The 24,173-nt window shown below is 69.2% G+C and carries 23 protein-coding genes; 15 read left to right on the forward strand and 8 right to left on the reverse strand.

The features are described from left to right. Positions 1-59: 59 nt before the first annotated feature. The 3 genes from B9N97_RS35700 to purM all read right to left on the reverse strand — a co-directional run bounded on the left by B9N97_RS35700 (position 60) and on the right by purM (position 2,065). The gene (locus B9N97_RS35700) at positions 60-203 is read right to left on the reverse strand and encodes a hypothetical protein (protein ID WP_158282093.1); all 144 of its coding nucleotides are present in this window, start codon (positions 201-203) and stop codon (positions 60-62) included. 125 nt (positions 204-328) lie between these two features. Beyond that, complete coding sequence (gene purN / locus B9N97_RS18680) at positions 329-982, reverse strand: phosphoribosylglycinamide formyltransferase (RefSeq protein WP_085089268.1); 654 nt, start codon at positions 980-982, stop codon at positions 329-331. Positions 983-1,003: 21 nt separating this feature from the next. Beyond that, positions 1,004-2,065 carry a phosphoribosylformylglycinamidine cyclo-ligase gene (gene purM, locus B9N97_RS18685; protein WP_085089269.1) on the reverse strand — a complete coding sequence of 354 codons (1,062 nt, stop codon included), beginning with the start codon at positions 2,063-2,065 and terminating at the stop codon, positions 1,004-1,006. A 97-nt stretch (positions 2,066-2,162) separates the two neighbouring features. On the opposite strand from purM, the gene B9N97_RS18690 reads away from it, so the two are divergent. The 7 genes from B9N97_RS18690 to B9N97_RS18720 all read left to right on the forward strand — a co-directional run bounded on the left by B9N97_RS18690 (position 2,163) and on the right by B9N97_RS18720 (position 9,578). Continuing rightward, a complete protein-coding gene (locus B9N97_RS18690; RefSeq protein ID WP_085089270.1) occupies positions 2,163-3,536 on the forward strand; it encodes a DUF2066 domain-containing protein in 1,374 nt (457 codons plus the stop codon). After that, positions 3,533-4,093 (forward strand): CDP-alcohol phosphatidyltransferase family protein, encoded by a 561-nt coding sequence (locus B9N97_RS18695; protein WP_085089271.1) that lies wholly within the window; start codon positions 3,533-3,535, stop codon positions 4,091-4,093. Before B9N97_RS18690 ends, B9N97_RS18695 begins: the two co-directional genes overlap by 4 nt. Continuing rightward, a complete protein-coding gene (locus B9N97_RS18700) occupies positions 4,090-5,157 on the forward strand; it encodes an AI-2E family transporter (protein WP_085089272.1) in 1,068 nt (355 codons plus the stop codon). Before B9N97_RS18695 ends, B9N97_RS18700 begins: the two co-directional genes overlap by 4 nt. Before the next feature lie 13 nt (positions 5,158-5,170). Further along, on the forward strand, positions 5,171-5,893 hold the full coding sequence (locus tag B9N97_RS18705) for an HdaA/DnaA family protein (protein WP_085089273.1): 723 nt from the start codon (positions 5,171-5,173) through the stop codon (positions 5,891-5,893). A 22-nt stretch (positions 5,894-5,915) separates the two neighbouring features. Then, a complete protein-coding gene (locus B9N97_RS18710) occupies positions 5,916-6,695 on the forward strand; it encodes an SDR family oxidoreductase (RefSeq protein ID WP_085089274.1) in 780 nt (259 codons plus the stop codon). A gap of 231 nt (positions 6,696-6,926) precedes the next feature. Further along, positions 6,927-7,409, forward strand: coding sequence for a MarR family winged helix-turn-helix transcriptional regulator (locus tag B9N97_RS18715; RefSeq protein ID WP_244560774.1), 483 nt, complete (start codon positions 6,927-6,929; stop codon positions 7,407-7,409). A 495-nt stretch (positions 7,410-7,904) separates the two neighbouring features. After that, positions 7,905-9,578: an ATP-binding protein gene (locus B9N97_RS18720; protein WP_280174792.1), complete on the forward strand. Its 1,674-nt coding sequence runs from the start codon at positions 7,905-7,907 to the stop codon at positions 9,576-9,578. Positions 9,579-9,666: 88 nt separating this feature from the next. Here B9N97_RS18720 and hutG read toward each other — a convergent pair whose 3' ends face one another. Continuing rightward, a complete protein-coding gene (gene hutG / locus B9N97_RS18725; RefSeq protein WP_085089275.1) occupies positions 9,667-10,491 on the reverse strand; it encodes an N-formylglutamate deformylase in 825 nt (274 codons plus the stop codon). Positions 10,492-10,859: 368 nt separating this feature from the next. On the opposite strand from hutG, the gene B9N97_RS18730 reads away from it, so the two are divergent. The 5 genes from B9N97_RS18730 to B9N97_RS18750 are packed head-to-tail and all read left to right on the forward strand — an operon-like array spanning position 10,860 to position 15,961. Next, positions 10,860-11,375, forward strand: coding sequence for a hypothetical protein (locus B9N97_RS18730; RefSeq protein ID WP_085089276.1), 516 nt, complete (start codon positions 10,860-10,862; stop codon positions 11,373-11,375). A 31-nt stretch (positions 11,376-11,406) separates the two neighbouring features. Then, a complete protein-coding gene (locus B9N97_RS18735; protein WP_244560775.1) occupies positions 11,407-12,624 on the forward strand; it encodes a hypothetical protein in 1,218 nt (405 codons plus the stop codon). Between the two features lie 43 nt (positions 12,625-12,667). Beyond that, complete coding sequence (locus tag B9N97_RS18740; RefSeq protein WP_244560776.1) at positions 12,668-13,921, forward strand: glycosyltransferase family 4 protein; 1,254 nt, start codon at positions 12,668-12,670, stop codon at positions 13,919-13,921. Beyond that, entirely contained in the window at positions 13,914-14,918 is a 1,005-nt protein-coding gene (locus B9N97_RS18745; protein ID WP_085089278.1) for a GumC domain-containing protein, read from the forward strand. The genes B9N97_RS18740 and B9N97_RS18745 overlap by 8 nt, the downstream gene beginning before the upstream one ends. Continuing rightward, positions 14,915-15,961, forward strand: a complete 1,047-nt coding sequence (locus B9N97_RS18750; protein WP_085089279.1) for a glycosyltransferase family 2 protein — start codon at positions 14,915-14,917, stop codon at positions 15,959-15,961. The genes B9N97_RS18745 and B9N97_RS18750 overlap by 4 nt, the downstream gene beginning before the upstream one ends. On the opposite strand, the gene B9N97_RS18755 is transcribed toward B9N97_RS18750, so the two are convergent. The 3 genes from B9N97_RS18755 to B9N97_RS18765 all read right to left on the reverse strand — a co-directional run bounded on the left by B9N97_RS18755 (position 15,871) and on the right by B9N97_RS18765 (position 20,131). Continuing rightward, a complete protein-coding gene (locus B9N97_RS18755; RefSeq protein WP_085089280.1) occupies positions 15,871-16,338 on the reverse strand; it encodes a helix-turn-helix domain-containing protein in 468 nt (155 codons plus the stop codon). The genes B9N97_RS18750 and B9N97_RS18755 overlap by 91 nt on opposite strands. A 134-nt stretch (positions 16,339-16,472) precedes the next feature. Beyond that, a complete protein-coding gene (locus tag B9N97_RS18760; protein WP_085089281.1) occupies positions 16,473-17,267 on the reverse strand; it encodes a glycosyltransferase family protein in 795 nt (264 codons plus the stop codon). Beyond that, entirely contained in the window at positions 17,264-20,131 is a 2,868-nt protein-coding gene (locus B9N97_RS18765) for an SLBB domain-containing protein (protein WP_244560777.1), read from the reverse strand. Before B9N97_RS18765 ends, B9N97_RS18760 begins: the two co-directional genes overlap by 4 nt. Before the next feature lie 293 nt (positions 20,132-20,424). On the opposite strand from B9N97_RS18765, the gene B9N97_RS18770 reads away from it, so the two are divergent. Both B9N97_RS18770 and B9N97_RS18775 read left to right on the forward strand, forming a co-directional pair. Continuing rightward, positions 20,425-21,459 carry a histone deacetylase family protein gene (locus B9N97_RS18770; RefSeq protein ID WP_085089283.1) on the forward strand — a complete coding sequence of 345 codons (1,035 nt, stop codon included), beginning with the start codon at positions 20,425-20,427 and terminating at the stop codon, positions 21,457-21,459. 92 nt (positions 21,460-21,551) lie between these two features. Then, on the forward strand, positions 21,552-22,145 hold the full coding sequence (locus tag B9N97_RS18775; protein ID WP_085089284.1) for a putative metalloprotease CJM1_0395 family protein: 594 nt from the start codon (positions 21,552-21,554) through the stop codon (positions 22,143-22,145). A 53-nt stretch (positions 22,146-22,198) separates the two neighbouring features. On the opposite strand, the gene aguB is transcribed toward B9N97_RS18775, so the two are convergent. Further along, positions 22,199-23,107, reverse strand: coding sequence for an N-carbamoylputrescine amidase (gene aguB, locus B9N97_RS18780; protein ID WP_085089285.1), 909 nt, complete (start codon positions 23,105-23,107; stop codon positions 22,199-22,201). Between the two features lie 692 nt (positions 23,108-23,799). Here aguB and B9N97_RS18785 point away from each other — a divergent pair. Continuing rightward, positions 23,800-24,159, forward strand: coding sequence for a MarR family winged helix-turn-helix transcriptional regulator (locus B9N97_RS18785; RefSeq protein WP_244560778.1), 360 nt, complete (start codon positions 23,800-23,802; stop codon positions 24,157-24,159). Positions 24,160-24,173: the final 14 nt, after the last annotated feature.

Raw genomic sequence — 24,173 nt, forward strand, 5'->3', positions numbered from 1 at the left:
GCCCAGCGGGGGAGGATTAGGGTGGGGGGCATGTGCCCCCTTACAGCGACCTTTGCCTGCTACAGCGTAAAGATCGCCAGCAGCACCAGCACCGCGATGACTCCGGCGATGCTGAGCTTCATGAATTTGGTGAAGGCGATCCAGTTCGCCTGATGTGCGCGGACGGTCTCTTCACTGACCGGGTTCGGACTGACGGCCGCCATTTCGATCAACCCTCCAACAGTTTCTTTTGCCCGCAATTTTTGACGCGGACGCACGGAAACGCAACAGATTCCGAGCGGAACCGTCAACTATGCCGGAAGAGGGATGATCGGAAGGAAGAGTGTGCCTAGAGCGGCGGGTTCACCACGGCCGCAAGCTCCGGGACCGGGCCTTCGATCCGCACCAGATCGCCATCGACTCGGGCGCGGCCCTCGGCGATCAGACGGACGGCGTGCGGGTAGAGGCGATGTTCCGAGTCCAGCACACGGTCGGCCAGACGGTGGGCGTCGTCACCGGGCAGGACCGGGACGGCGGCCTGGGCGATGATCGGGCCTTCGTCCATCTCCGGCCGCACGTAATGCACGGTGCAGCCATGGAAGCGGACGCCGGTGTCCAGTGCCCGCTGATGGGTGTCCAGCCCCTTGAAAGAGGGCAGCAGCGACGGGTGGATGTTGATGAGCGCGTTGTGCCACTGCCCGACGAACCAGGGCGACAGCAGGCGCATGAAGCCGGCAAGGCAGACCAGCTCGACACCAGAGTCGCGCAGAGTGGCGTTCATCGCCGCTTCGAAGGCCGGCTTGTCGCCGGGATAGTCGCGGTGGCTGACCACCGCGGTGGCGATGCCGGCCTTGGCCGCCCGTTCCAGACCGAAGGCGTCGGCCTTGTTGGACAGGACCAGGGCGATCTCGGCCGGGAAATCGGGCGCGGCGCAGGCGTCGATCAACGCCTGCAGATTGCTGCCGCGCCCCGAGATCAGGACGCCGAGCTTCAACTTGCTCATCACAAGATCCTTAGGCGTCCCTTACGCGGTCCAGGCCGCATCCATGCCATTGACGGTCACGCGGGCGTCGCCGTCCTTCAGCGCGGTGACGGTGCCGACGGTGTAGACCGTCTCGCCGCCCTCGCGCAGGATGTCGATGGCCTCCTCCGCCTTTTCGGCGGGAACCACGACGACCATGCCGAGGCCGACGTTGAAGGTGCGGGCCATCTCGTACGGAGCGATGCCGCCGGTCTTCATCAGCCAGGAGAAGACGGGAGGCAGGGTCCAGGTCGAGGCGTCGAGGACGACACCCAGCCCGTCCGGCAGGACGCGCGGAATGTTCTCGATCAGGCCGCCGCCGGTGATGTGGGCCATGGCACGGACCGTGCCGGCGCGCACCGCCTTCAGCGTGCTCTTCACATAGATGCGGGTCGGCGTCAGCAGCGCCTCGCCCAGCGTCTTCGACCCGTCCCAGGGGCAGGCGGAGTCGTAACCGAGGCCCGACTTCTCAACCAGCTTGCGCACCAGCGAATAGCCGTTGGAATGCACGCCGGTGGAGGCAAGGCCGAGGACGACGTCACCGGCCTGGACGGCGGAACCGGTCAGGGCGTGCTGGCGTTCCACAGCACCGACGGAGAAACCCGCGAGGTCGTAATCGCCTTCCGAATACATGCCCGGCATCTCGGCGGTCTCGCCGCCAACCAGGGCGCAGCCGGCCTGACGGCAGCCTTCGGCGATGCCGGCGACGATGTCGCGGCCGGCGGCCACGTCGAGCTTGCCGGTGGCATAGTAATCCAGGAACAGCAGCGGCTCGGCGCCCTGCACGACCAGATCGTTGACGCACATGGCGACGAGGTCGATGCCGACCGTGTCGTGACGGTTGGCGAGAATCGCCACCTTCAGCTTGGTGCCGACGCCGTCGGTCGTCGCGACCAGAAGCGGATCCTGGTAGCCGGCGGCACGCAGATCGAACAGCGCGCCGAAACCGCCCAGGCCCGCGTCGGAGCCGGAGCGCGCGGTGGAGCGGGCAAGGGGCTTGATCGCTTCGACAAGCGCGTTGCCCGCATCGATGTCCACACCGGCCTGCTTGTAGGCGTCGGACATGTTATAGGACTGGGTGCTGATGGTATCCTCGCTTGGGCTGAGCTATATACCGGGCCTTGGGCTCGGGCCGAACATACTCGAATCGGAAGGCTTTGCAATGCTCCACCGCCGCCGCGCGCCGCTCCTCGCCGGTCTTGCTGCCATGTCCACCGCTCTGGTCCTGACCATGACCGGGCCGGCGGGGGCGCAGACCGGCTCCCTGCCGCCGGCCGCCGTCTCGTCCGCCGCCGATCCCTTCGCCGTGTCCGGCGTGCAGGTCGACATCAGCGGCAGCAACCCGACCACCGTCCGCGATCAGGCGATCCGCGAGGCGCAGGCCAAGGCCTGGGCCGAACTGTACCGGCGCCTCGTTCCCGGCGGCGGCAATCCGCCGCGCCTGTCGGACAACGAGATCGCCCGGCTGGTCCAGGGCTTCGAAATCGACGAGGAGAAAGTGTCGGCCAGCCGCTATGTCGGCGCCATCACCGTGCGTTTCCGTCCCAACGCGGTGCGCGACGCGCTCGGCCAGAGCGGCGGCGCCACGCAATATGTCGAGCCGCCGTCGCGCCCCTTCGTCATCCTGCCGGTGACCCAGGTCGACGGCCGTACCATCCTGTGGCAGGACCGCACCCCCTGGCGCGCGGCCTGGGAGGCGCGGCAGCCCGCCGCCGCGCTGGTGCCTCTGGTGGTGCCGGACGGCGAGCTGTCCGACGCCCAGGCAATCAGCGGCGAGGACGCCATCGCCGGCAATTCGGAGGCGCTCGCCCGCATTGCGCAGGCCTACAAGGCCGGCGGGGTCGTGGTCGCCCGCACCGACATGCCGGCGAACGGTCCCGACCCGGCGCGCGGACTGACGGTGGACGTCACCCGCTATGGGCTGGACGGCAACCGCGACAATCAGACGGTGCAGGTGAAGGGTGGCGGCAGTGCCGACGAACTGATGAACCGTGCGGTCGCGGCGGTCGGCACGCAGATCGACGATTCGTGGCGGCGCGAGCACACCACCGCCACCGGTCCGGAGCAGAACACCATCGTCAGCGTGCCGCTGACCGCGGTGAATGATTGGGTCGAAACGCGAAAGCGGCTGTCCGCCGTTCCCGCGGTAAGCCGCACCAGCCTGATGTCGATCAGCCGCAATGAGGCGCTCATCACCCTGACCTATCGCGGCGATCCCGAACAGCTGGCCCAGGCGCTCGCCCGCCAGGATCTCGGATTCGCGCGGTCGGCCACCGCGCCCGCGGGCTATCCGCCGGCCTATCCGGGGGCGCCGCTGCCGGTGCAGTCGGCCGACTGGCAGCTGACCCTGCTGCCGCGCGGTTCGGGTGCTGCGTCGGCCGGTGCCGTCCCCGCGAGCGCGTCGCCGATGGCGTCGCCGACCTCGCTGGCGCCGTCGGCGCCGATGGGCGCCGGCACTATGGGCGCCGGTGCGCCGGCCACCATGGGCGCACCGCCGCGCAACCTGGGCACGCTGCCGGCCAAGAGCCTGCCGTGAGCGTTCCCAACATCATCACGTTCCTGCGCATCGTGGCGGTTCCGGCCGCGATGTACATGATCCTGATCGGCAACATGGAGTGGGCCTTCGCCCTGTTCGTCGCCGCCGGTCTGTCCGATGCGCTGGACGGCGCCATCGCCCGGATGTTCCGCGCGCGTACGGTGCTGGGGGGATATCTCGATCCGCTGGCCGACAAGGCGCTGATCGTCGGGGTGTATGTGGCGCTGGCCTGGGTCGGCGCGATCCCGCTGTGGCTGGCGATGATGGTGGTGTTCCGCGACATCATGATCATCGGCGGCGTCATCCTGCTGTTCACGCTGAAGGAGACGCTGGCTATGCAGCCGCTCTACATCAGCAAGGTGAACACGGTGGTGCAGATCGCGCTGGCCGCCGCGATTCTGGCGCCGCCGGCGCTGGGCTTGCCGGAGGTTCACCTGTACGGGTGGGAGCTGGTCGACGTGCTGGTGTACGCCTGTACGGTGACGACGGTGCTGTCCGGCGTGCTGTACGCGCGGCGCGGCGCCCTGCTGTTCAACCGGCTCGGCGGCGTTCCGTGACGGCGGCCAAGCAGCTCCGCTTCTGGCTGATCGGGCTTGGATTGTTCGTCCTGGCGCTGTGGCTGCTGTCGGACATGCTGCTTCCCTTCGTGGTCGGGCTGGCCATCGCCTATCTGCTCGACCCCGCGGTCGACCGGCTGGAGGCGGCGGGGCTGCCGCGCTGGCTCGGCACCACGGTGGTGCTGCTGGGCTTCGTCCTGATCATGGTGCTGGTGGCGCTGCTCCTGCTGCCGCTGGTGCAGGGGCAGGTCTCCCACCTGCTGGAGGTGCTGCCGACCTATGCGACGCTGGTGAAGGAGCGGCTGATCCCGGCGCTCGACCGCTTCATCCACCGCCTGCCGGCCGACGATGTGGAGCGGCTGCGCGCCGCCGCCGGCACTTATGCCGGGGAGGTGGCGGGGCTGGTCGGCCGCGTGGTCACCCGCATCCTGTCGGGCGGGCTAGCGCTGTTCGACATCGTCACGCTGATGTTCATCACGCCCATCGTCGCCTTCTACATGATGCGCGACTGGGACCTGATGGTGGGCAAGGTCGATTCGTGGCTGCCGCGCCAGCATGCCGAGACGGTGCGCGAGCAGGCGCGCGAGGTGAACGTCACCCTATCTGGATTCGTCCGCGGTCAGGCGACGGTCTGCGTCGTGCTGGGCGTCTTCTACGCGCTGGCGCTGTCGGCGGCGGGGCTGGATTTCGGGCTGGTGATCGGCCTCGTCGCCGGTCTCTTGTCCTTCATTCCCTATGTCGGCAGCTTGTTCGGCTTCGTCGCCAGCACCGGCCTTGCCCTGCTGCAGTTCGACGAACTTTGGCGGGTCGCCATCGTCATCGGCATCTTCCTGTTCGGTCAGGCGGTGGAAGGCAACGTCCTGACGCCGAAGCTGGTGGGCGACAAGGTCGGGCTGCATGCGGTCTGGGTGATGTTCGCCCTGCTGGCCGGTGGCAGCCTGTTCGGCTTCGTCGGCGTGCTGCTGGCGGTGCCGGTGGCCGCGGTGATCGGCGTGTTGACCCGCTTCGCATTGCGACAGTATCTCTCAAGCCCGTACTACCGCGGCACCGACGCGGAACGCTGATGGGTGTGTCCGCATGAGCTTGCCGGCGCAGATACCGCTCGACCTCGGGCACCGGACGGCGATGGGTTGCGAGGATTTCCTCGTGGCGCCCAGCAACGCCGATGCCGTGGCGTGGCTGGACCGCTGGCCGTCCTGGCCGGCCCCGGCGCTGACCCTGTTCGGCCCGGCCGGCTGCGGCAAGACCCATCTGTCCCAGGTCTGGCGCGCCCGCAGCCATGCGGTGGTGATCCGGGCCGACCTGCTCGACTCGGCCGCGCCGCCCACGCTGCTGGCGCCCGCCAACGCCGTGGTGGTGGAGGACGCCGACATGGTCGCCGGCAGGGCCGAGCGGGAAGAGGCGCTGTTCCACCTCTACAACCTCGCCCGCGAGCAGCAGGGCCACTTGCTTCTGCTGTCGCGCAAGGCGCCGTCGCGCTGGCGCACCCGGCTGCCCGACCTGCGCTCCCGCATCAAGGGCGCGCCGGCGGTGGAGGTCAGGCCGCCCGATGACGCGCTGCTGGCCGCGGTGCTGGTGAAGCTGTTTGCCGACCGCCAGTTGCGGCCGGGGATGGAGGTCATCACCTATCTGCTGGCACGGATGGAGCGGTCGCTCGATTTCGCCCGCCGGCTGGTGGCGGCGCTGGACCATGCGTCGCTGGCCGCCCATCGCGGCGTGACCGTGCCGCTGGCGCGCGAAGTCCTTTCGGATCTGCAACGGACGGAACCGCAACGATCCGGTTCCAAAACAACCCTCTAGTTCCATAAGGGAAGAGACGACCATGGATTTGGGTATCGCCGGCCGCCGCGCCATCGTCTGCGCCGCCAGCAAGGGGCTGGGCCGCGCCTGCGCCTTTGCGTTGGCCCGTGAGGGCGTTCACGTCACCCTGACCGCCCGCAATGCCGAGGCGCTGGAGGCGACCGCCGAGGAGATCCGCAAGGCCACCGGCGTCACCGTCACCACCGCCCCCGGCGACATCGCGACGGAGGAGGGCCGGGCCGCGGCGCTGGCCGCCTGTCCGGAACCGGACATCCTCGTCAACAATGCCGGCGGCCCGCCGCCCGGCGACTTCCACGATTGGGACCGCGACGACTGGATTCGCGCGCTGGACGCCAACATGCTGGCGCCGATCTTCCTGATCAAGGCGACGGTCGACGGCATGATCTCCCGCCGCTTCGGCCGGATCGTCAACATCACGTCGGCCGCGGTGAAGGCGCCGATCCCGATTCTCGGTCTGTCGAACGGCGCCCGCACCGGCCTGACCGGCTTCGTCGCCGGCCTGTCGCGGCAGACGGTGAAGCACAACGTCACCATCAACAACCTGCTGCCCGGCCCCTTCGAGACCGACCGCCTGCGCAAGACCATGGAGGGCGGCGCCAAGGCCGCCGGCCGCAGCATTGACGAAGAGATGGATCTGCGCCGCAAGACGAATCCGTCCGGCCGATTCGGCGATCCGGAGGAATTCGGGGCCGCCTGTGCCTTTCTCTGTGCCGCCAAGTCCGGTTTCATGACCGGCCAGAACATCCTTCTGGACGGCGGAGCCTTTCCCGGCACGATGTAAACTGCGGTATCAGGAGACGGGCCGCCGCCGCGTCTCAAGTTTGTCCCTCCAATTCGCTACAAAATCCGCCCATCGTCACAGGCCATTAAGAAACGGCGACGGGAAGGGGTGCGCAACCACCGCTTCCCCGGTCCGCCGGTCGGCAGGCATCGGAAGATGTCGCGGCGACCGGATAACGGCGTTTGCAGAGCACTGGTGCTTTCGCAGGCCACTGGCACAGGAATGATGAGCATGCAGCAGAGTGTGGCGGCCCCCGCGGTCTACACCGACCTTGGCCGCGTCATGGAAAGCATCACCCGGCGCTTCCTCGACGTGCTTCGGATGGAATTGGCCCGCATCGGCGTGACCGACCTCAGCCCGACGCAGGCGCTGATGCTGCTGCACATAGGCACCGAGGAACTGTCGGTCCGCGACCTGCTGGAGCGCGGCTATTACCTGGGCTCCAACGCCTCCTACAATCTGAAGCATCTGGTCGAGGCGGGCTATGTCGACCGCAGTCCGTCCCAGCGCGACCGCCGCGCCGCCCGGCTGAAGCTGTCCGAGCGGGGGCTGGCGACCTGCGAGGCGCTGAAGAAGCTGGAGGCGATGCGCGCCGACAGCCTGCTGCGCACCGACAGCGACGGCGCCGATTTCGAGACCACCTACCGCACGCTGCGCCGGCTGGAACGCGCCTGGACCGACCTGATCCGCTACGACGACGCCGATCCGGCCTGAAACTTCACGCTTTCGACACGTAACTTTCTGACCGCCTGTCCGTTCGATCTGTGTCCGGAATGGAACACCCGAGTCCATAACAGGAACATAGACAGAACTGCCCAGTTGCCGTTCCGCGTCCGTTCTGGTAGCTCTATTGGAACAAGACGCGAACAATGGAGGGTGGCATGTCGGTTCTGGCTTTCCTGCGTGAGTGCGTGACTCTCGCCCTGTTCCTTGCGGTGCTCTATGGCTGGGCCACGGTCGGGCCAATCCTGATCGGGTGAGGTCCGTCGAGGCGGCCAACTTGCGTTCCGGTGCAGGGCGGGGCGGTCGATCCCTTCGGAAGAGCTCTCCGAATGGGGGATGCCGCGTCGGTATAATATCCGAAATCCCAGCCCACCCCAGCCGGCGCAGCGCTTACATCGGGAACACGCGGAACCGTCCCTGGCCCATCAGAGAAGCCGAAAGGGGGTCGGTTCCGCGAACGCCGACAACGCGTGGGGATTGGGACGGATGCGGAATTTCTTTCGAAAGCGCCGATCGGCCGCCGTGGCGGACGAGCGGCTGCCGGCTGCCGGCGCTGCCGGCCTGGGTAGTCCCGGCATCACCGGCGGGGGTCTCGGGTCAGGTCCGCTGACCGGCGGGCCAGGGATGGCCGGCGGCATGAACGGACCGGGGGGCGGCGGATTCTCCAATGCGCCGGGCCGGCCGGGCGGGCTCCATCTGCGTCCGGTCGACGCCAACGCGGGCGGCAATGCCGTCGGTGGCCCCATCGGTAGCCCCGTTGGTGGCCGGGCCGGTTTCGAGGCGATGCGCGGCCCGGCCGCACCGCGCCTGCCCGACGTCATCGACAACGAGGCCACCGGCGACCGCCGCGGCCATATGTTCCCGCAGCCCGGCGGGGATGATGCAGGCGGCGAACACGACCTGCCGCGCTTCACCATGTCGGTCAATGGCGGCTACCGCGGCGGCTTCGGCGCCAATGGCGGTGCCAACGCCCCGGCGATGCTGAAGGGCCTGACGCCGGAGCTGAACGGTCTTCTGCGCGAAGCCTTCACCCCGACCAGGCCGAAGCAGCAGCTGAACGGCCTGTTCATCGGCCGCAACGACACCCTGCGCCGTATCATCTCGGCCATCGAGGAGGAACGGGCGCACGTCATCCTCTATGGCGACCGCGGCCGCGGAAAGACCTCCGTCGCCAACGCGATCGAGAAGATCGCCGGGCAGGCGGGTTATCTGTCGCTGAAGCTGACCTGCAGCGGCGAGCTGAGCTTCGAGGACATCTTCCGGCACTTCCTGAAGAAGATCCCCTCGACCTATTACCGTTCGGCGCTCGACAACCCGTTCGCGGCGCGGCGCAACTTCGCCAGCTTCAACGAGCTGCTGCCGGAGGGCACCTTCAGCGTCACCGAACTGAACGAGGTGCTGTCGGGCATCCACGCCACCCATGTGCTGCTGATCCTCGACGAGTATGACCGCGTCACCGACGAGGATTTCCGCAACAAGCTGGCGGAGCTGTTCAAGAACCTGACCGACAGCTCGATCCCCGTCACCCTGCTGGTGGTCGGCGTCGCCGAGAATCTCGACCAGCTTCTGGGCAAGCATCCGTCGATCCAGCGCTCCCTGGTGCCGGTGCATCTGCCGCTGATGACCGATCAGGAGATCGGCCGCCTGATCCAGGCGGGGGCGCAGAATGCCGGGATCGAGTTCGCGCCCGACGTGGTGCGGCGGATCGCCGAGTTCGTGCGCGGCCTGCCTTACTACGCGCAGCTTCTGGGACTTCATGCGGCGCGCAGCGCCGTCAGCCGCGGCAGCAAGCTGGTGGAACGGCCGGATCTCGGCTATGCCGTCGCCCGCTGCCTTCAGGAGGCCGAGCGCGGCATCGTCGAAAGCTATGCCCGCGCGCTGGCCGCCGACCGCCGGGCCGAGCTGGAGGATGCCCTGCTGGCGGCGGCGCTGTGCCCGGCCGATGCCTATGGCGTGTTCGATCCCAACGATCTGGCGGGCGACAGCGGCGAGCTGCCGAGCGCCGCGACGCTCGACCTGCTGAAGCGCCTGACGCGGGAAGACCATGGCGGCATCCTGGCCCCGGTGGTGGAGCCGGGACTGGAACGCTACCGCTTCCGCAACCAGATGATGCGCCAATATGTCCTGATGCGTCAGGCCAGCGAGCGCGGCCAGATCTGATCCATCCCCGATCAGGCCGTCCTTCGGCCCTTCCCCGGCGACGGGGAAGGGCCACTCTTTGGTGCGGTGGATTGGCGACGGGGAGGCGTTACAGGAATGCCGCCCGCCGTTGCCCGCTGGCCTTCTGCCACGCCCACTCGACGACGACGCTCAGCAGCCGTTCCAGCGACGGCTTCACCTCCGCCGCCAGATCGGGGCGGAACTGATAGGGCGCATCCTCGTCCATATAGGTGGACTGGGTCAGTTCCAGCTGGATGGCGTGGATGTTCTCTTCCGGCTGGCCGTAGCTGCGGATGATGAAGCCGCCGCGCAGGCGGCCGTTCAGCGCGGCCGAATAGCGCTCCGACGCCGAAAGCACGTTCATCAGCCGCACGACCAGCGGCTGGGCGGTGCTGCTGCCATCGCCGGTGCCCAGGTTGAAGTCGGGCAGGGTGCCGTCGAAGAAGCGCGGAACCCGGCTGCGCACCGAATGGGCGTCGAACAGGACGGCGACTCCGTAACGGTCGCGGAGCGCGCGCAGTTCGCTGCGCAACTGCTCATGATAGGGACGCCAGTAGGCGCCGACCCGCCGGTCGACCTCCGCACGGTCGGGTTCAAGACCCGGCTGGTAGATCGGCTGACGGTCGAAGGTGGTCAGCGGGCAGATTTCGGTCGGGTCGAGACCCGGCTGCACCATCGCCCCGTCGGGGTCGCGGTTCAGATCCACCACGTAACGCGAACAGAGAGCGGTCAGGAAACCGATTCCGAGTGCGGGGGCGAAATGGTACAACCGGTCCAGATGGCGGTCGACGTCGGGCTGGGCCAGCCCTTCCGGCGTCATCGTGGCTGCGATGTCCGGCGGAATCATGGTCCCGACATGCGGAATGCTGAGCAGGACCGGGGTTTCGCCCGGCTGGAAGCGAAAGGTTTCCATGGCTCGTCTCGTCATCGGAACGGCTTGCGCGGGACTGTGTGCAGTGCGGCACGGCCAGTCCCGGGACTATGGAGTGCGGTGCCGCATTCCGTCAAACAGATTGCGTTTTTTTGAAAGTACCGGGGTGGCGTACCGCGAAAAACCTGTCCTTACGCGTCTGTATTCCGCGAGCGTCCCGGAGAATTGCCGGTTGACCGCGGACCGCACTTGCCGGAGACTTTCGCGCAATCGGCGACCACCCGGCAGAAGGGGGCGCCCCGCACCGGACAAAGCTGCTCCCTGGCGACCGGACGAAAGACTTCCACAAAACACGGCGCCCCGATTTCGCAGCCCCGGTGACGAAGCAACGCAGCAGGGGAGAAGCGACCATGAACACCGCCACCCGTCTTGGCGCGGCCCTGGGCACGACCATGCCCGGCCGGCGCCAGATTCTGTTGCCGCTCGCGCTCGCCCCCGTCGCCGGATGGGCCGTCTGGGCCGCCGGATCGGCCGATGCGCCGAGCCATCCCGCCGGCCCCTTCCATCTGCCGCTGGACGAAACCACGGCGATCTGGCGCGATCTGGGCGCCGTGCGGTTCGGCGGCCTTGCCGGCAATCCGCAATTTCCCGTGAAGGTTTCGGCGCTGGATGGCCGGCCGGTCACCGTCCGCGGCTTCATGGCGCCGCTGACCGACGGCGCCACCCACAACCGCTTCATCCTGTCCGCCAATCCACTGGGGTGTCCCGCCTGCGAGAATCCGGGACCGGCGACCATGATGCATGTCCACACCGGCATCGCCCTGCCGGCGACGCGGGAACCGTTGACCCTGACCGGAACGCTGCGCCTGCGTCCGCAGGAAGGGCTGTTCTACCGGCTGGACCGCGCCGAGCAGCGCTGGGCCTGAACCCCGTAGGCTCTCCTTCCGGAGGCCGGCAGTGACGGTCGGGGCCGGCAGACTGGGCGCGCTGTCGATGACGGTGGCCCTGCTGCTCTATGGCGGCCTCAGCGTGCCGGCGCCGCCCGCCCTGCGCGGCGTCGAACTGTCGATCGGCCTGCTGATCCTGGCCGCCGTCGGCTGGAAATTGCCGCTGGCGGTGGCAAGTGGTCATGCCTTGCGGAGGCCTTCGGATATCGGTTGGATGCCGGTCGCGGTCGCCGCATTCGCCTGGCTGCTGTGGGCGCCGCTGCTGCGCGGGGCGGCGCTGGGGTGGGAGGCGGCCGACATCCTGCGCGATGTCGTTCCGCTGGCCTTTCTGTTCCTTCCCGTGCTTCTGGTGCCGGCGCTGCGGAGCAGTGGCGACCGGGCGGTGCGTGCGCTGGCGGGCGGGTTGGCCGTGGCCGGTCTGCTGCTGGCCTTGCGCTGGTGGCGGCAGGCGGAGTGGGGATTCGGCGCCATCGGTCGGCGGGCGATGGCCGATGGTGGCGTCTATCTGCTCAATGCGCCGTCGGTCCTGTTCGCCGCGGTGCTGCTGCCGGCGCTTGCGCTATCGCTGGTGGCCGTCGGCGGGCGTGTCCGGTACTGGATGGCGGCAATTCCCTGTGCCGCCGGTGGTGCGCTTTGCCTTGGGGCGCTGGCCGGCGCGGTCCATCGCACCGCACTGGGGTTGGCGGTGCTGTCGCTCGCCCTGACCGCCCTGTGGTGGGCGCGGCGGCGACCGTGGCTTGCCTTGCCGCTGCTGCTGGGCTTCGGCCTGCTGGCGATGGCCGGCGGCGATGCCCTGGTCGGCGCATGGCAGCAGGCGGCGGAGAAGACGCGGCTGACCGGCGCCAACGCCCGCTGGGAGGAGGCCGCGGCGGTGATCGACCATGCCGTCGCCACGCCCTGGGCGCTGCTGTTCGGCGATGGTTGGGGAGCCCGGATCGCCAATCCTGCGGTGGGCGGCTGGCGGGTCAGCTACACCCACACGCTGGCCAGCTACAGCCTACTGAAGACCGGTCTTTTCGGGATGATCGCGCTGGGGGCCTATCTGGCGGCGCTGGTCCGGCCCTGGTGCCGGCTGCTGAAGACCGACCCGCCGCTGGCCCTTGCGGTGGTGCCGCCGCTGCTGATGGCGCTCTGCCTCCACACCAGCTTCAAATATCTCGACACCGGCGTCATCCTGTCGCTGATGCTTGTGGCGGCGGGGTGCAGGAAGGGGTTGTCGGCGCCTTAGCGGATCTGCATACTTTCGCGTGCAATTCCTGCAACGGTGCACCGTGACGTTCGATCCGCCGTCAATCCTGTTCGTCAATCGGGTGTTCCCGCCGGACCGCGGGGCCACCGGCCGTTGCCTGTCGGACCTTTCCGGCCGTATGGCGGCTGCAGGCTGGCGGGTGACGGTGGTTGCGGACGGCGAGCGGTCGGATGGCCGCGCCCCCGCCGGCGTCACGCTTTGCAGGACCGGCGGCAGCGTTGCGGCAGGGGAGAAGGCAGGGGAGCGGCCGGATGCGCGCGCCTATCTCGATTCGCTGTGCCGGCTGACCAGCCGGGCCTTGCGCCTGCCGCGCCACGACCTCGTGGTGACGATGACCGACCCGCCGCTGCTGGCGCTGGCCGGTCCGGTTCTGGCTGCCCGGCATGGGGCGGCGTCGCTGCACTGGTGCCAGGATCTGTATCCGGACCTGCTGCCGGTTCTGGGTGTGCGGATGCCGGCGATCCTTCGGCGGGTGGCCGGGAACGGTATGGCACGCGCCCTGCGCCGGCAGGACGGGGTGGTCGCCATCGGGCGCTGCATGCGCGAGCGCATCCTGGCGACCGGTGTGCCGGCGGACAGGGTGACTCTGCTGCCGAACTGGCCCGATCCGGCGATCCGCCCGCTGCCGATGGCGGGCAATGGCTTCCGGCGGTCGTTGGGACTGGTGGAGGGCGACGGGCGTTTCCTGGTGGCCTATTGCGGGACGCTCGGGCTTGCCCATCCGATGCAAGGTGTTCTGGAGGCCGCGGCTCGGCTGCAGGACAGCGATCCCGCCGTGCTTTTCCTGCTGGTCGGGGAGGGGAGGGGATTTGCCGCGGTGGAGAAGGCCGCGGCTCGGCGGGGCCTGCGCAACCTGCGCCGGCTTCCCTGGCAGCCGGCCGGGCGGCTGGCGGAGTGCCTGTCCGCCGCCGATCTGCATCTGGTGGCGATGGACCCGGCGGCGGAGGGAATGCTGGTGCCGAGCAAGCTGGCCGGGGTGCAGGCGGCGGGCCGGCCCTGCCTGTTCCTGGGGCCGGCGGGAAGCGAGGCGGCGGCTCGGGTCGTGGGTTGCGGTCTGGTGATCGACCCGTTCGACGGTTCGGCCATTGCCGACGCGGTGCGCGCCTATGCCGCCGATCCCGGCCGGTGCGCGGCGGAGGGAGCGCGCGCGGCCCGGCAGTCGGCCGCCTGGACCGCCGATCGGGCCGCCACGGTCTTCACCGGGCTGGCCCAACGCCTCGTGGCGGAACGCAGGCTTGCCCGGCCGGTGATGGGAAGGGCGCTGCCCCATGCCTGACGGCGTCATCTCACCAGCCAAACGCCACCAGCCCGCGCCGCAGGCCCTGACCCTGGTCCTGCCCGCGTCGGACGGGGAGGGCGACCTGCGCGCCTTCGTTCGTACCTTGCGGACGGGGTGGCGCTGGCTGCTGGCGGGCTGGCTGAGCGGGCTGGCGCTGGCGATTGCCGGCATGTGGGCGGTGACGCCGGCCTACACCGCGGCGATGGTCATCGGGCCGACGGCGCGCGTCGGATCGGCCGCGATGGGCGCCCGGGTGCCGACGCTGAGCGGCCGGGACTCCGCCGCCGTCGCCGAACCGGGGGCGGGAGACGAATCGCTGTCGGACTTCGCCCGCTATCTGGAACTGTTCGGATCGGGGCCGGTGGCAGAGCGTCTGGCGCGCGATCCCGACATCCTGCGTGCCCTGTTCCCAGACCGCTGGGATGCGGAAGCGGGGCGGTGGCGTCCGCCGCCGGGGCTGCTTGCGATGGTGAAGCGGGGGCTGCTGGCGCTGGTCGGACGCCAGGACTGGGTGGAGCCGGACGGCGACCGCGTGGCGCGCGCCCTGCGCGAACGGCTGGTGGTCGACATGCTGCGGTCGGGGCCGATGCGGCGCATCACCTTCCGCCATGCCGACCGGGCGACGGCGCTGGATCTGCTGGGGCGGATCGCCGCGGCCACCGATGCCCATCTGCGGGCGGAGGCGGCCCGGCGCAGCGCCGCGCAGATCGCCCACATCAAGCTCCGGCTTGGCGCCGTCACCGTGGCGGAGCATCGGCAGGCCCTGAGCGACCTGCTGCTCGACCAGGAGCGGGTGGCGATGATGATCGGCGTCGACCTGCCCTTTGCCGCCGACCTGATCCAGCCGCCGACCGCCGGCATCCTGCCGGATTGGCCCAATCCTGCCGTCGTGGTGCCGCTGGCCGGGCTGGTCGGGCTGGTCGCCGCCGCCTTCGGCCTGTCGGCGCGCCACGCGCTGAGGGACCACGGCATCGGGGTGGAGGCGGCGTCATGACCACGATTCCTGTCTCTGTGGTCGTGATGACGCGCAACGAGGCGGCGAATCTGCCCGCCTGCCTGCCGTCGCTCGACCGTTTTGCCGAGTGCTTCGTGGTCGACAGCCACAGCGTCGACGGAACGCCGGACATCGCCTTGTCACACGGCGCGCAGCTGGTGTCCTTCCGCTGGAATGGCCGCTATCCAAAGAAGAAGCAGTGGTGTCTGGACACTCTGCCCTTCGCCCATGACTGGGTCCTGTTCGTCGATGCGGACGAACGGCCGACCGCGGAACTGGTGGAAGAGATTGCCAGCTTGATGGCGGAATCCTCGGCCGATGGACCGCGCCATGCCGCCTATTGGATCGACGGGCGGCCGGTCGTCCGCGGCCGTCCCCTGCGGTTCGGCTGCTGGAATCGCAAGCTGGCGCTGGTCGACCGCCGGCGCGTGCGTTTTCCCGAACAGCCCGACCTGGATGTCGCATTCATGTGGGAGGTGGAGGGGCATTACCAGCCGCGGGTTGCCGGCACGACCGGCCGGCTGCGCCACCCGATGGACCATGCCGACGCCAAGCCGCTCTCCGCATGGTTCGACCGCCACAACCGCTATTCCGACTGGGAGGCGGCCATGCGTGCGGACGGCCGGATGGAGCGGCTGATCGACGGCGAACCGGAAGCCGGCGCCGGACCTTTGCCCGGCCTGTCCGGTCTCGTCGGCCGGCGCGCGCAGAAACGGCTGTTCCACCGCCTCCCCGGCCGGCCGCTCTGGGCCTTCCTGCACGCTTATGTGCTGCGTCTCGGCGTACTCGACGGCGCAAGAGGGCTCGACCACGCACTTGCGCGCGCGTTCTACTATTGGCAGGTCGGCGTCAAGATGCGCTCGGCCGCACAGGCGCGGGATTCGGCCGTTCGCGTTTCGTCGGTCGGCAGTCCGCCCGATCGTCCTCCGCCCGCTCGCTCCGGATGCGAGGCTTACTCTTCGAGTAAGGCGATGCGGTCGCCGCCCAGCGCCTTCAGCAGGTCGAAGGTGCGCTTGCGCACGCCCGGATCCTCGATCCGGTAATAGGCCCGGACCAGCTCCAGCGTCTCGCGGCGCGCCATCGATTCGAATTCGTCCGTCTCGCTCATGCTCTCGGCAGGGGATTCGGCGGTGATCTGGTCGGGCGACGGCATGTCGTCGAAGAAGTAGCTGACCGGCACGCCCAGGACCTGCGAAAGGTTGTAAAGGCGGCTGGCGCTGATGCGGTTCGACCCGCGCTCGTACTTCTGCAGCTGCTGGAAGGTGATCCCGACCGCCTCGCCCAGTTTTTCCTGACTCAGGCCGAGCAGGGTGCGGCGAAGCCGCAGGCGGGCGCCGACATGGATGTCGATGGGGTTGGGACCTTCGCCGCGGCGCGACAGGGTGTGGGCAGGGGCGAGTTTGGTCTTGGTCGCGCTCATAAGTCGTACCTCGAAGGGAAAGCCGGAGGGAAGGCGCCGCGAGAATGCTTAGTTCAGAAAGTAAATTCTATGCAACCATTTGTGCGTATCAATGGCCCGTTCGGGTGGAAGTGGGAGGACGTGAGCAAAAGACGTTATGTTTCCGGGCACCGGAAACGTAATTTCGCGTATGCTGAGGGAAAATGATGACGCACTGCCAGCGCGACTCGCTGAGCTGCGGCGATGGCCGTTGCGCCTGCCGCTCCACAGCGGTAATGGCGTCGGCGAATCGCAGCCTGCTCCCGCCGGCCGGCGGTGGCGTCGCGTTGTGACAGGCCGCCGGGTGCGAACAGGCAGACGGGCCAGCGCAGCTGAACCGCCTCGCCGAGGTCGAGAACGGCCAGCGTGAAGGCGTAATCGGCGGCGATCCGATAGCCGGGGTCGAAGCGAAGGTCAGCCAGAGCGGAAACCCGGTAGATCATTGCCTGATGGTGGGTGAACATACCCAGCGGCGCCCAGCGGTGTGACCGGGCGCGCTTCAGGAGGATACGTCCGTCCCCCTGCCGCTCCAGCGCATCGCCATAGAGAAGGGCACAGCCGGGGTGCCGGACGATGTCCTGTAGCAGCCGCGGAGCGCTGTCCGCAGCCGCCAGCCGGTCGCCGGCGTTCAGAAACAGGACGTGGCTGCAGCCCAGCCGGCGGGCAGTGTCGAGCAGGTCGTTCATCGCGTCATACAGCCCCGAGTCGGCACACGACCGCCACCAGAGGGGAATCTCGGCATGGGCGGCCAGCCACTCCGCGGTTCCGTCGGTGGAGGCGCCGTCGGCCACCAGCCAAACGATATCGTGACTCAGCTGACCGCTCAGGCTGTCATAGGTGTCGGCGAGCCCGGCGCGGTCGTTGCGGACCACGGTCAGGATGGCGAGGCGGGGAGGGTTGGGCGCCGTCATCGCGTGATCACCGAGATCGAGGCGGCCGTGATCGCCAGCTGGCTCAGGATGCTGCCGACCGCCTTGGTGGCGTCCAGCCCGTCGAAGGGGCGTGGATCACGCGGTACCACCAGGATCGACCCCGGCGGAATTGCGTCCACCCTGTGGTTCCACGAGGACAGCGCCAGCGGCCGGGCCCGTCCGTCGGGCAGGACCAGGAAGCTTCGCCCGGTGTCGGCATCGCGGGTGGTGCCGCCGGCATCGCCGAGATAATCCTCCGCCGTCTTGCCGCTGACGAACTGGGCGGCGGTGGGGTGCAGCACTTCGCCCGAGACCGCGACGGTCAACGGCCGTTTCGGGATCAGGATACGGTCGTCGGGCTCCAGCAGCGGGTCCAGCTCAGGCCGGCCGCGCAGGACGGCGGGGTCCGCCTCGACCACCACGCGGCCGAGCGGTTCGGCGCCGCGAAGCTGCGCGGCGAGTTGGCGGGCCAGCGCGACATTCTCCGCCTTCACCGGCTCGCCCTTCTCCACCTCCAGCGCCAATGTCCGTTCCAGCTCGCGCGCCTGCCGCTGGAACTGCTCCTTCTCGCGGCGGCGCTCGCTCTCGCGGGTCAAGACCGCCCCGGCGGGATAGGCATCGTCCAGCAGGCCGCCGGCCCGCGCGATCAGCGAGGACAGCGTCTCGCCGCGGCCGATGTCGTAGCGGCCGGGACGGCGCACCGCCCCTTCGATGGCCACGGCGCGCGATTCCAGCGCCTGTGGCCGCGGATTGACCCGCAGCGCATCTCCGGGGCCAACCGATCGCCCCCCGTCGCGGGTAAGGTCGATGCTGCTGCGTGTGCCGTCGGCGGCCGTCAGTTCCGCCACCGCCGGGTCGGCATCGGCGGACAGCCCGCCCGCCGCCGCGACCAGTGCCGACAGCGGCGTGCGGTCGGCCACCGGGTAGCCGCCGGGATCGCGCACCGCGCCGCGCACCTGCACCGTCCGCTCACCGATCACCGCAACGATGGCGGGATCGAGCAGCGCGGCCAGCATTGGCGGCTCGCTTTCACCGTCCGTCCTGTCGTCCGTCGCCGCCCCGGCGGGCTTTTCCAGGCTGCGGATGTCGTCGGCGGCGAACAGGTGGATGCGGTCGCCGTCGGTCAACCCGCGATCCGCCCGCCCGGCGGCAACCTCCTGCGGAGAGAAGGGCAGATAGAGCCGGGTCAGGGTCCGCCGGTCGTATCGCTCGACGATGCCCAGCAGCGGATAGACGTCACGCTTCAGCAGCTTGCCGCTGGCCAGAGCCTTGCGCAGCGTGGTTCCGGCGGCGAGCCGGCGGGTGCCGGGGTGGCGGACATGGCCGATCACCTCATACTGCGGCGCGTCCGACACGACGATGGTCTCGCGGGCGCCGGCACCCTCCGTTCCGTCGGCCACGGGATAGAAGCCGGGGCGCGGCACGCCGGTCAGGCGCAGAACCGAATGGCGCAGGGCCAGAGGCAGCAGGTCGGGCACCGCGGCGAACAGCGGCGGACAGGGCGTGCGTGCGCCGGTCAGCGTGGCGGCGGCGCGGGCCTGCGGGCCGGTGGCGAGCGGACCGTCCGGTTCCGCCGCCAGGGTTCTGGCCAGCGCGACCAGTCCGGGGCAGGCATCCTGCGGCGGCTGCCGGTCGCCGCGCAGGATGGTCAGCACCGGCTCCGAAGTCAGGAAATCGACGTCCGCCGTCCCCAGCACGTACAGCGTGTCGCCTTCGGCCAGTCCGCGGCGGTCCTTGCCGTTCAGGACGGCCGACAGGGAGACCGGCCGCAGGTCGCGCGCGCCGGTGGCGGGGACGGTGCTTTCCAGGGCGGCGAAGGGCAGATAGGGATCGGGTCGCAGATCGGTGCGGGACAGCAGCCCGGGCAATGTCTCCGCCCGGGTCCAGGCGCGCGGGCCGGGCCGCAGGACATGCCCCTCCAGCCGCACCTCGCCGCGGCGGTCCTCGCGCCGCGGGGCGAGCAGCAGCAGGTCGCCGTCGTCGAAGCGCTTGGCATCGGCGTCCGCGATCTCCTCCGTCGTCTCCTCGCCGGCGGGACCGATGCCGAATCGGAGCAGCCTTCCCTGGCCGGGCCGCAGCGGGCCGCCGGCGAGGTCGCGCAACTCCGCCGCCGACAGCGGGCCGCCGCCGGGCGGAAGTTCGTAGATCCCCGGCCGTTTCACCGGGCCGGCGACGGCGACCGTGGCGCCCAGCGGCGGAACGAACAGGCGGTCGCCGTCGCGCAGCGGCATATCCGCATTGCCGGGGGCGCCGGCGATCTGCAGGGCATAGAGGTCGACGGTGACGCCGCCGCCCGCACGCACCAGCCGGACCGCGCGCAGGCTGCCGCCGCGTTCCACCCCACCGGCCGCGGACAGCGCATCCAGCACGGTGGCGAAGGCGCTGATCTCCTGCCGGCCGGGCCGGCGGACCGCACCGGTGACCAGAACGCTGATCCGCCGCACCTCCGCCAGCGAGGCGAAGGCGTCCGTGCTGGGCCAGGTGGCGGCCACCGCGGCGGCAAGGTCCCGCCGCAGGGCATCCAGCGTCAGGCCGGCGGCGGTCAGCGGGCGCAGGTCGTCCACCACCAACTGGCCGTTACGGTCGACCGTGAAGCGCTTGCTGAAGGATTTCTGGCCGCGCAGGGTCACCAGAACGGCGTCGCCGGTGTTCAGCACGTAATCGCCCTGAATGGCGCCGGGGGCCGTCTCCGACCCCAAGGCATCCGCGGCAGTGCCGAACAGGTCGTATCCGAACTGGCGCAGCGGCTCACCGGCGCGGGCTGAGAAGGCGGCTTCGATGGGAGAGGAGGAGACGTCCGCATATAATGCGGACGGTTGTTGCGGCGACGAGGAGTCACTTCGCGTCGGCCCCGCGGCAAACACGGCGCACGCCCACAGAATCGGCACCGCCCCCGGCGCCAGGCGGGCGAATATCCTGCACGCAGCAGCCAGCATAGATGTCCAGCAACCTCATCAAACACCCGCACAGCGCGAGCGAAAGGCAATGAACACTATTGCGTGCGTTCAGCCGAAAGGCAATGGTTCGCATCCGGGTCGCCATGCAAAAGGCCATCATCCGCCGCCGCTCCGGCGGGTCTATGATGGGCCGGACATGCGCCGGCCCGGACAACTCCCGGCGGCGGAACAGTCATGGAACAATCAGGGAAACCAGTGGCGTGATCGTCATTCACAGCGAAGAGCACCGGCTGCAGGCCGGCCGGTCCGAACTCAACGACGGCCAGCTCGTCCCCTGTTACGAGAAGCCGGCCCGTGCCGACATCGTCCGGGCGCGGATCGAGGCGGTGGGGCTGGGGCCGATCGTGGAACCCACCCGTCACGGCCTCGCCCCGCTGGAACGGGTGCATGACGCCGGCTATCTCGCCTTCCTGCAGACCGCCTGGGACGAGTGGGTGGTGGAGCATGGCGACGACATCGACGCGCTGCCGCTGAACTGGGTGGCGCCGGGCATGTCGCGGCGCCGGGTGCCGCGCTCCATCGACGGACGACTCGGCTTCTATTCCTTCGATGCCGGGACGCCGATCACCGCCGGGACGTGGCGGGCGGCAACCGCCGCCGCCGACAGCGCGCTGACCGGCGCCGACCGTCTGCGGGCCGGCGAGCGCAGCGCCTTCGCGCTGTGCCGTCCGCCCGGACACCATGCCGGCCATGCCTTTTACGGCGGCTATTGCTTCCTGAACAACGCGGCCATCGCGGCGCAGTCCCTGCGTGACGGCGGGGCCACGCGGGTGGCGGTGCTGGACGTCGACTATCACCACGGCAACGGCACGCAGGAGATCTTCTGGGAACGCGGCGACGTGCTGTTCGTGTCGATCCATGCCGATCCGGCCGACGAGTTCCCCTATTTCTGCGGCCATGCCGACGAGACCGGGGCCGGGGTGGGCGAGGGGGCGAACCTGAACCTGACGCTGCCCTGGGGAACCGATTGGGACGGCTATGCCCAGGCGCTGGCCGCGGCGACGGCACGCATCCGCGCCTTCGGTGCCGACGCGCTGGTGCTGTCGCTGGGGGCGGACACCTATGGCGGCGACCCGATCTCCCGCTTCCGGCTGTTGTCGGAGGATTTCCTGCACATGGGCGCGGGCATCGCCGCCATCGGCCTGCCGACCCTGTTCGTGATGGAGGGCGGCTATGCCGTCGACGACCTCGGCGTGAATGTCACCAACGTCCTGACCGGTTTCGAGCAGGGCTGAGCGGGGGCAGCGCAGCCTGACCGCGGCCGCACCATTGCCGGTGCGGTCGAATCGTCCTAAATTGAAGGGAAGTTCGGCCTCTTTTCTTGAGGATGCGGGCGGTGGCTGCCGACCTGTCCATCATCAGCCCGTCCATCGGGACCTATGCCGCCCAGCGAAGCCAGACTCTGCGGCGGGATGGAAAGGACGCTTCCGGCGGCGGGAAGGACATTGCCGAAGGGAAGGGCCAGGGCGGCGGCTCCACCGACACCGTCACCCTGTCCGACGCGGCGCAGCAGCAGGTCCAAAAGCTCAAGCAGGCCGACACCAGCGTCCGTCAGCACGAGGCGGCGCATCAGGCGGCCGGCGGCGCCCATGCCGGCGGCGCCTCCTTCACCTTTACCCGCGGGCCGGACGGCAAGAACTACGCCACCGCCGGCGAGGTGCCGATCGACGTCAGCCCCGAATCGGAGCCGGCCGCCACCGTCGCCAAGATGGAGCAGGTGAAGGCCGCGGCTCTTGCCCCGGCCGACCCGTCGCCGCAGGATCTGCGCGTCGCGGCTCAGGCGGACGCCGCGAAGCTGCAGGCCCAGTCGGAACAGCGACGGCAGGGCGGGGACACCGCGTCGGGACGCGCCGCTGCCGCCTATGGCGCGGCGCAGGCCCTGGGCAATTCCGCCGGAGCGGAGAGGGGGCTGACGGTCTGACGCCGCGCGGCGTCTATGCCGGCTTTCTACCGCTCCTCCCCGTTCGGCCCGAATCAGCGGCGCGGAGTCGTCTCGCCGTCCAGCGTCAGCAGGGCGCCGTACAACTCCGGACGGCGGTCGCGGAAGACGCCCCAGGAGGCGCGCTGTGCCGCGATGCGGTCGAGGTCGAAGGTGGCGGTCAGGACCGTCCGGCTCTCACGGTCGGCCTGCGCCACGATCTCCCCCTGCGGCCCGGCGATGAAGGATGAGCCGTAGAAGGTCAGCGCACAGCTTTCCCCCTGCTCCACCCCGACGCGGTTGGAGGCGACCAGCGGCATCAGGTTGGCGCCGGCGTGGCCCTGCATCACCCGCGTCCAATGACCCTGGCTGTCGATGGAGGCATCCTGCGGCTCCGAACCGATGGCGGTGGGATAGAGCAGGATCTCCGCCCCCTTCAGCGCCATCACGCGGGCGGTCTCCGGGAACCACTGGTCCCAGCAGATGGCGCAGCCGACGGTGGCGTAGCGGGTCTTGAACACCGGGATGCCGGTGTCGCCGGGGCTGAAATAGAACTTTTCCTGATAGCCGGGGCCGTCCGGGATGTGGGACTTGCGGTAGACGCCCAACAGGCTGCCGTCGGCATCGACCATGGCCATCGAGTTGTAATAGGCGTTGCGCGCCTTCTCGAAGAAGCTGACCGGAATCACGACCGACAGTTCGCGGGCCAGGGCCTGCATGCGTCCGATCACCGGATGCTCCTCGGCGGGAGCGGCCAGTTCGAACAGCGACTGCTTCTGGTCCTTGCAGAAATAGGGGGTCTCGAACAGCTCCTGCGGCAGGATGATCTGCGCGCCCTTGGCGGCGGCCTCGCGAATCAGCGATTCGACGCCGTCGACGTTGGCGGCACGGTCCCAGCTGCAGGCCATCTGGGTGGCGGCGACGGTGACGGTACGGGACGAGGGAACGGTCGTCGAAGCAGTCATTGCGGGTTCGGTGCTCCTGTGGAAGACGGTTCGAGAGGTGTGTGACCAAAGGTCGCGGCGTATGCAAGCAGCCGGAAGGGATTTATCAACAATTTAGCGAAATGTTCATATTTCCGGGTCGGTGCTATACGAACCGCCAAATAAAGACGATCCAATCGGTAATCATAATGTCGAGCATCATATGCGGATATGGTGCCTCCACGCGGTGCCAAAAAGACGGGCGTGACACAAGGCGGCTATGCGAAGAGTCCAGAGAAGCGTTCTGTTTTGACCGGCAGCGATTCGGCCGCTCAATCGCGACATATCATTGCATGTCGAAGGGAGCAGCCCGCGCAATTGATTTGCGCTTTGCACACAACACGTTATGATTGGATGACGCAGCCATGCCCATTCGTGTCAAGGTGGTGTTACCAGACAGGCATGGGCCGGACGGACAGAATGCCGCAGCGTCGCCTCGACAGGTGACTGCCCGGCGGTCGGGACCGGTCGGCGTGGATGGTTGCGGGCACGGGAACGACGGCAGAGAGATTGTCGGTATGGAGGCGTCTGTCAAGGGGTGGGGGCCGGAACGCCCCGGAGAGTCGGAGGACGCGGCCGGTTCGGCCGACGGTGCCTTATCGTTCGTCGTCCGGGAAGTGAATCGCGCCTTTGCCCGGGCCCTGCAGACGCGCATCGCGCGGTCCGGGGTCAGCATGGGTCAATGGTTCTTCCTGCGCGCCCTGTGGGAGGAGGACGGCCTGACCCAGCGGGAGTTGAGCCACCGCGTCGGCATGATGGAGCCGACCACCGTCACCGCGGTCAATGTTATGGAGGCGCAGGGACTCGTCCAGCGCGTCCGCAACAGCCACGACCGCCGCAAGATGAACGTCTTCCTGACCGACAAGGGCCGGGCCCTGCGCGATACAATGATGCCCAGCGCCTCGGAGATCGCCCAGATCGCCATCGACGGCATCGCGCCGGAGGAACTGGACGTGACGCTGGACGTGCTGCGCCGCGTCGGCGCCAACCTGAACGCCGCCTGCGCCGCCGCCCGCGACGGCGAGGAGGGGTAGGGCCGCCGGCGGCA

The sequence above is a fragment of the Azospirillum oryzae genome (assembly GCF_900177515.1).
Taxonomy (GTDB): Bacteria; Pseudomonadota; Alphaproteobacteria; order Azospirillales; family Azospirillaceae; genus Azospirillum; species Azospirillum oryzae_A.

Excerpts from the sequence above, each read along its gene's own strand:
- B9N97_RS35700 (WP_158282093.1), bottom strand. The coding sequence starts at position 203 with ATGGCGGCCGTCAGTCCGAACCCGGTCAGTGAAGAGACCGTCCGCGCA.
- purN (WP_085089268.1), bottom strand. The coding sequence starts at position 982 with ATGAGCAAGTTGAAGCTCGGCGTCCTGATCTCGGGGCGCGGCAGCAAT.
- purM (WP_085089269.1), bottom strand. The coding sequence starts at position 2,065 with ATGTCCGACGCCTACAAGCAGGCCGGTGTGGACATCGATGCGGGCAAC.
- B9N97_RS18690 (WP_085089270.1), top strand. The coding sequence starts at position 2,163 with ATGCTCCACCGCCGCCGCGCGCCGCTCCTCGCCGGTCTTGCTGCCATG.
- B9N97_RS18705 (WP_085089273.1), top strand. The coding sequence starts at position 5,171 with ATGAGCTTGCCGGCGCAGATACCGCTCGACCTCGGGCACCGGACGGCG.
- B9N97_RS18710 (WP_085089274.1), top strand. The coding sequence starts at position 5,916 with ATGGATTTGGGTATCGCCGGCCGCCGCGCCATCGTCTGCGCCGCCAGC.
- B9N97_RS18715 (WP_244560774.1), top strand. The coding sequence starts at position 6,927 with ATGCAGCAGAGTGTGGCGGCCCCCGCGGTCTACACCGACCTTGGCCGC.
- B9N97_RS18720 (WP_280174792.1), top strand. The coding sequence starts at position 7,905 with ATGCGGAATTTCTTTCGAAAGCGCCGATCGGCCGCCGTGGCGGACGAG.
- hutG (WP_085089275.1), bottom strand. The coding sequence starts at position 10,491 with ATGGAAACCTTTCGCTTCCAGCCGGGCGAAACCCCGGTCCTGCTCAGC.
- B9N97_RS18730 (WP_085089276.1), top strand. The coding sequence starts at position 10,860 with ATGAACACCGCCACCCGTCTTGGCGCGGCCCTGGGCACGACCATGCCC.
- B9N97_RS18745 (WP_085089278.1), top strand. The coding sequence starts at position 13,914 with ATGCCTGACGGCGTCATCTCACCAGCCAAACGCCACCAGCCCGCGCCG.
- B9N97_RS18750 (WP_085089279.1), top strand. The coding sequence starts at position 14,915 with ATGACCACGATTCCTGTCTCTGTGGTCGTGATGACGCGCAACGAGGCG.
- B9N97_RS18755 (WP_085089280.1), bottom strand. The coding sequence starts at position 16,338 with ATGAGCGCGACCAAGACCAAACTCGCCCCTGCCCACACCCTGTCGCGC.
- B9N97_RS18760 (WP_085089281.1), bottom strand. The coding sequence starts at position 17,267 with ATGACGGCGCCCAACCCTCCCCGCCTCGCCATCCTGACCGTGGTCCGC.
- B9N97_RS18775 (WP_085089284.1), top strand. The coding sequence starts at position 21,552 with ATGCGGGCGGTGGCTGCCGACCTGTCCATCATCAGCCCGTCCATCGGG.
- aguB (WP_085089285.1), bottom strand. The coding sequence starts at position 23,107 with ATGACTGCTTCGACGACCGTTCCCTCGTCCCGTACCGTCACCGTCGCC.
- B9N97_RS18785 (WP_244560778.1), top strand. The coding sequence starts at position 23,800 with ATGGGTCAATGGTTCTTCCTGCGCGCCCTGTGGGAGGAGGACGGCCTG.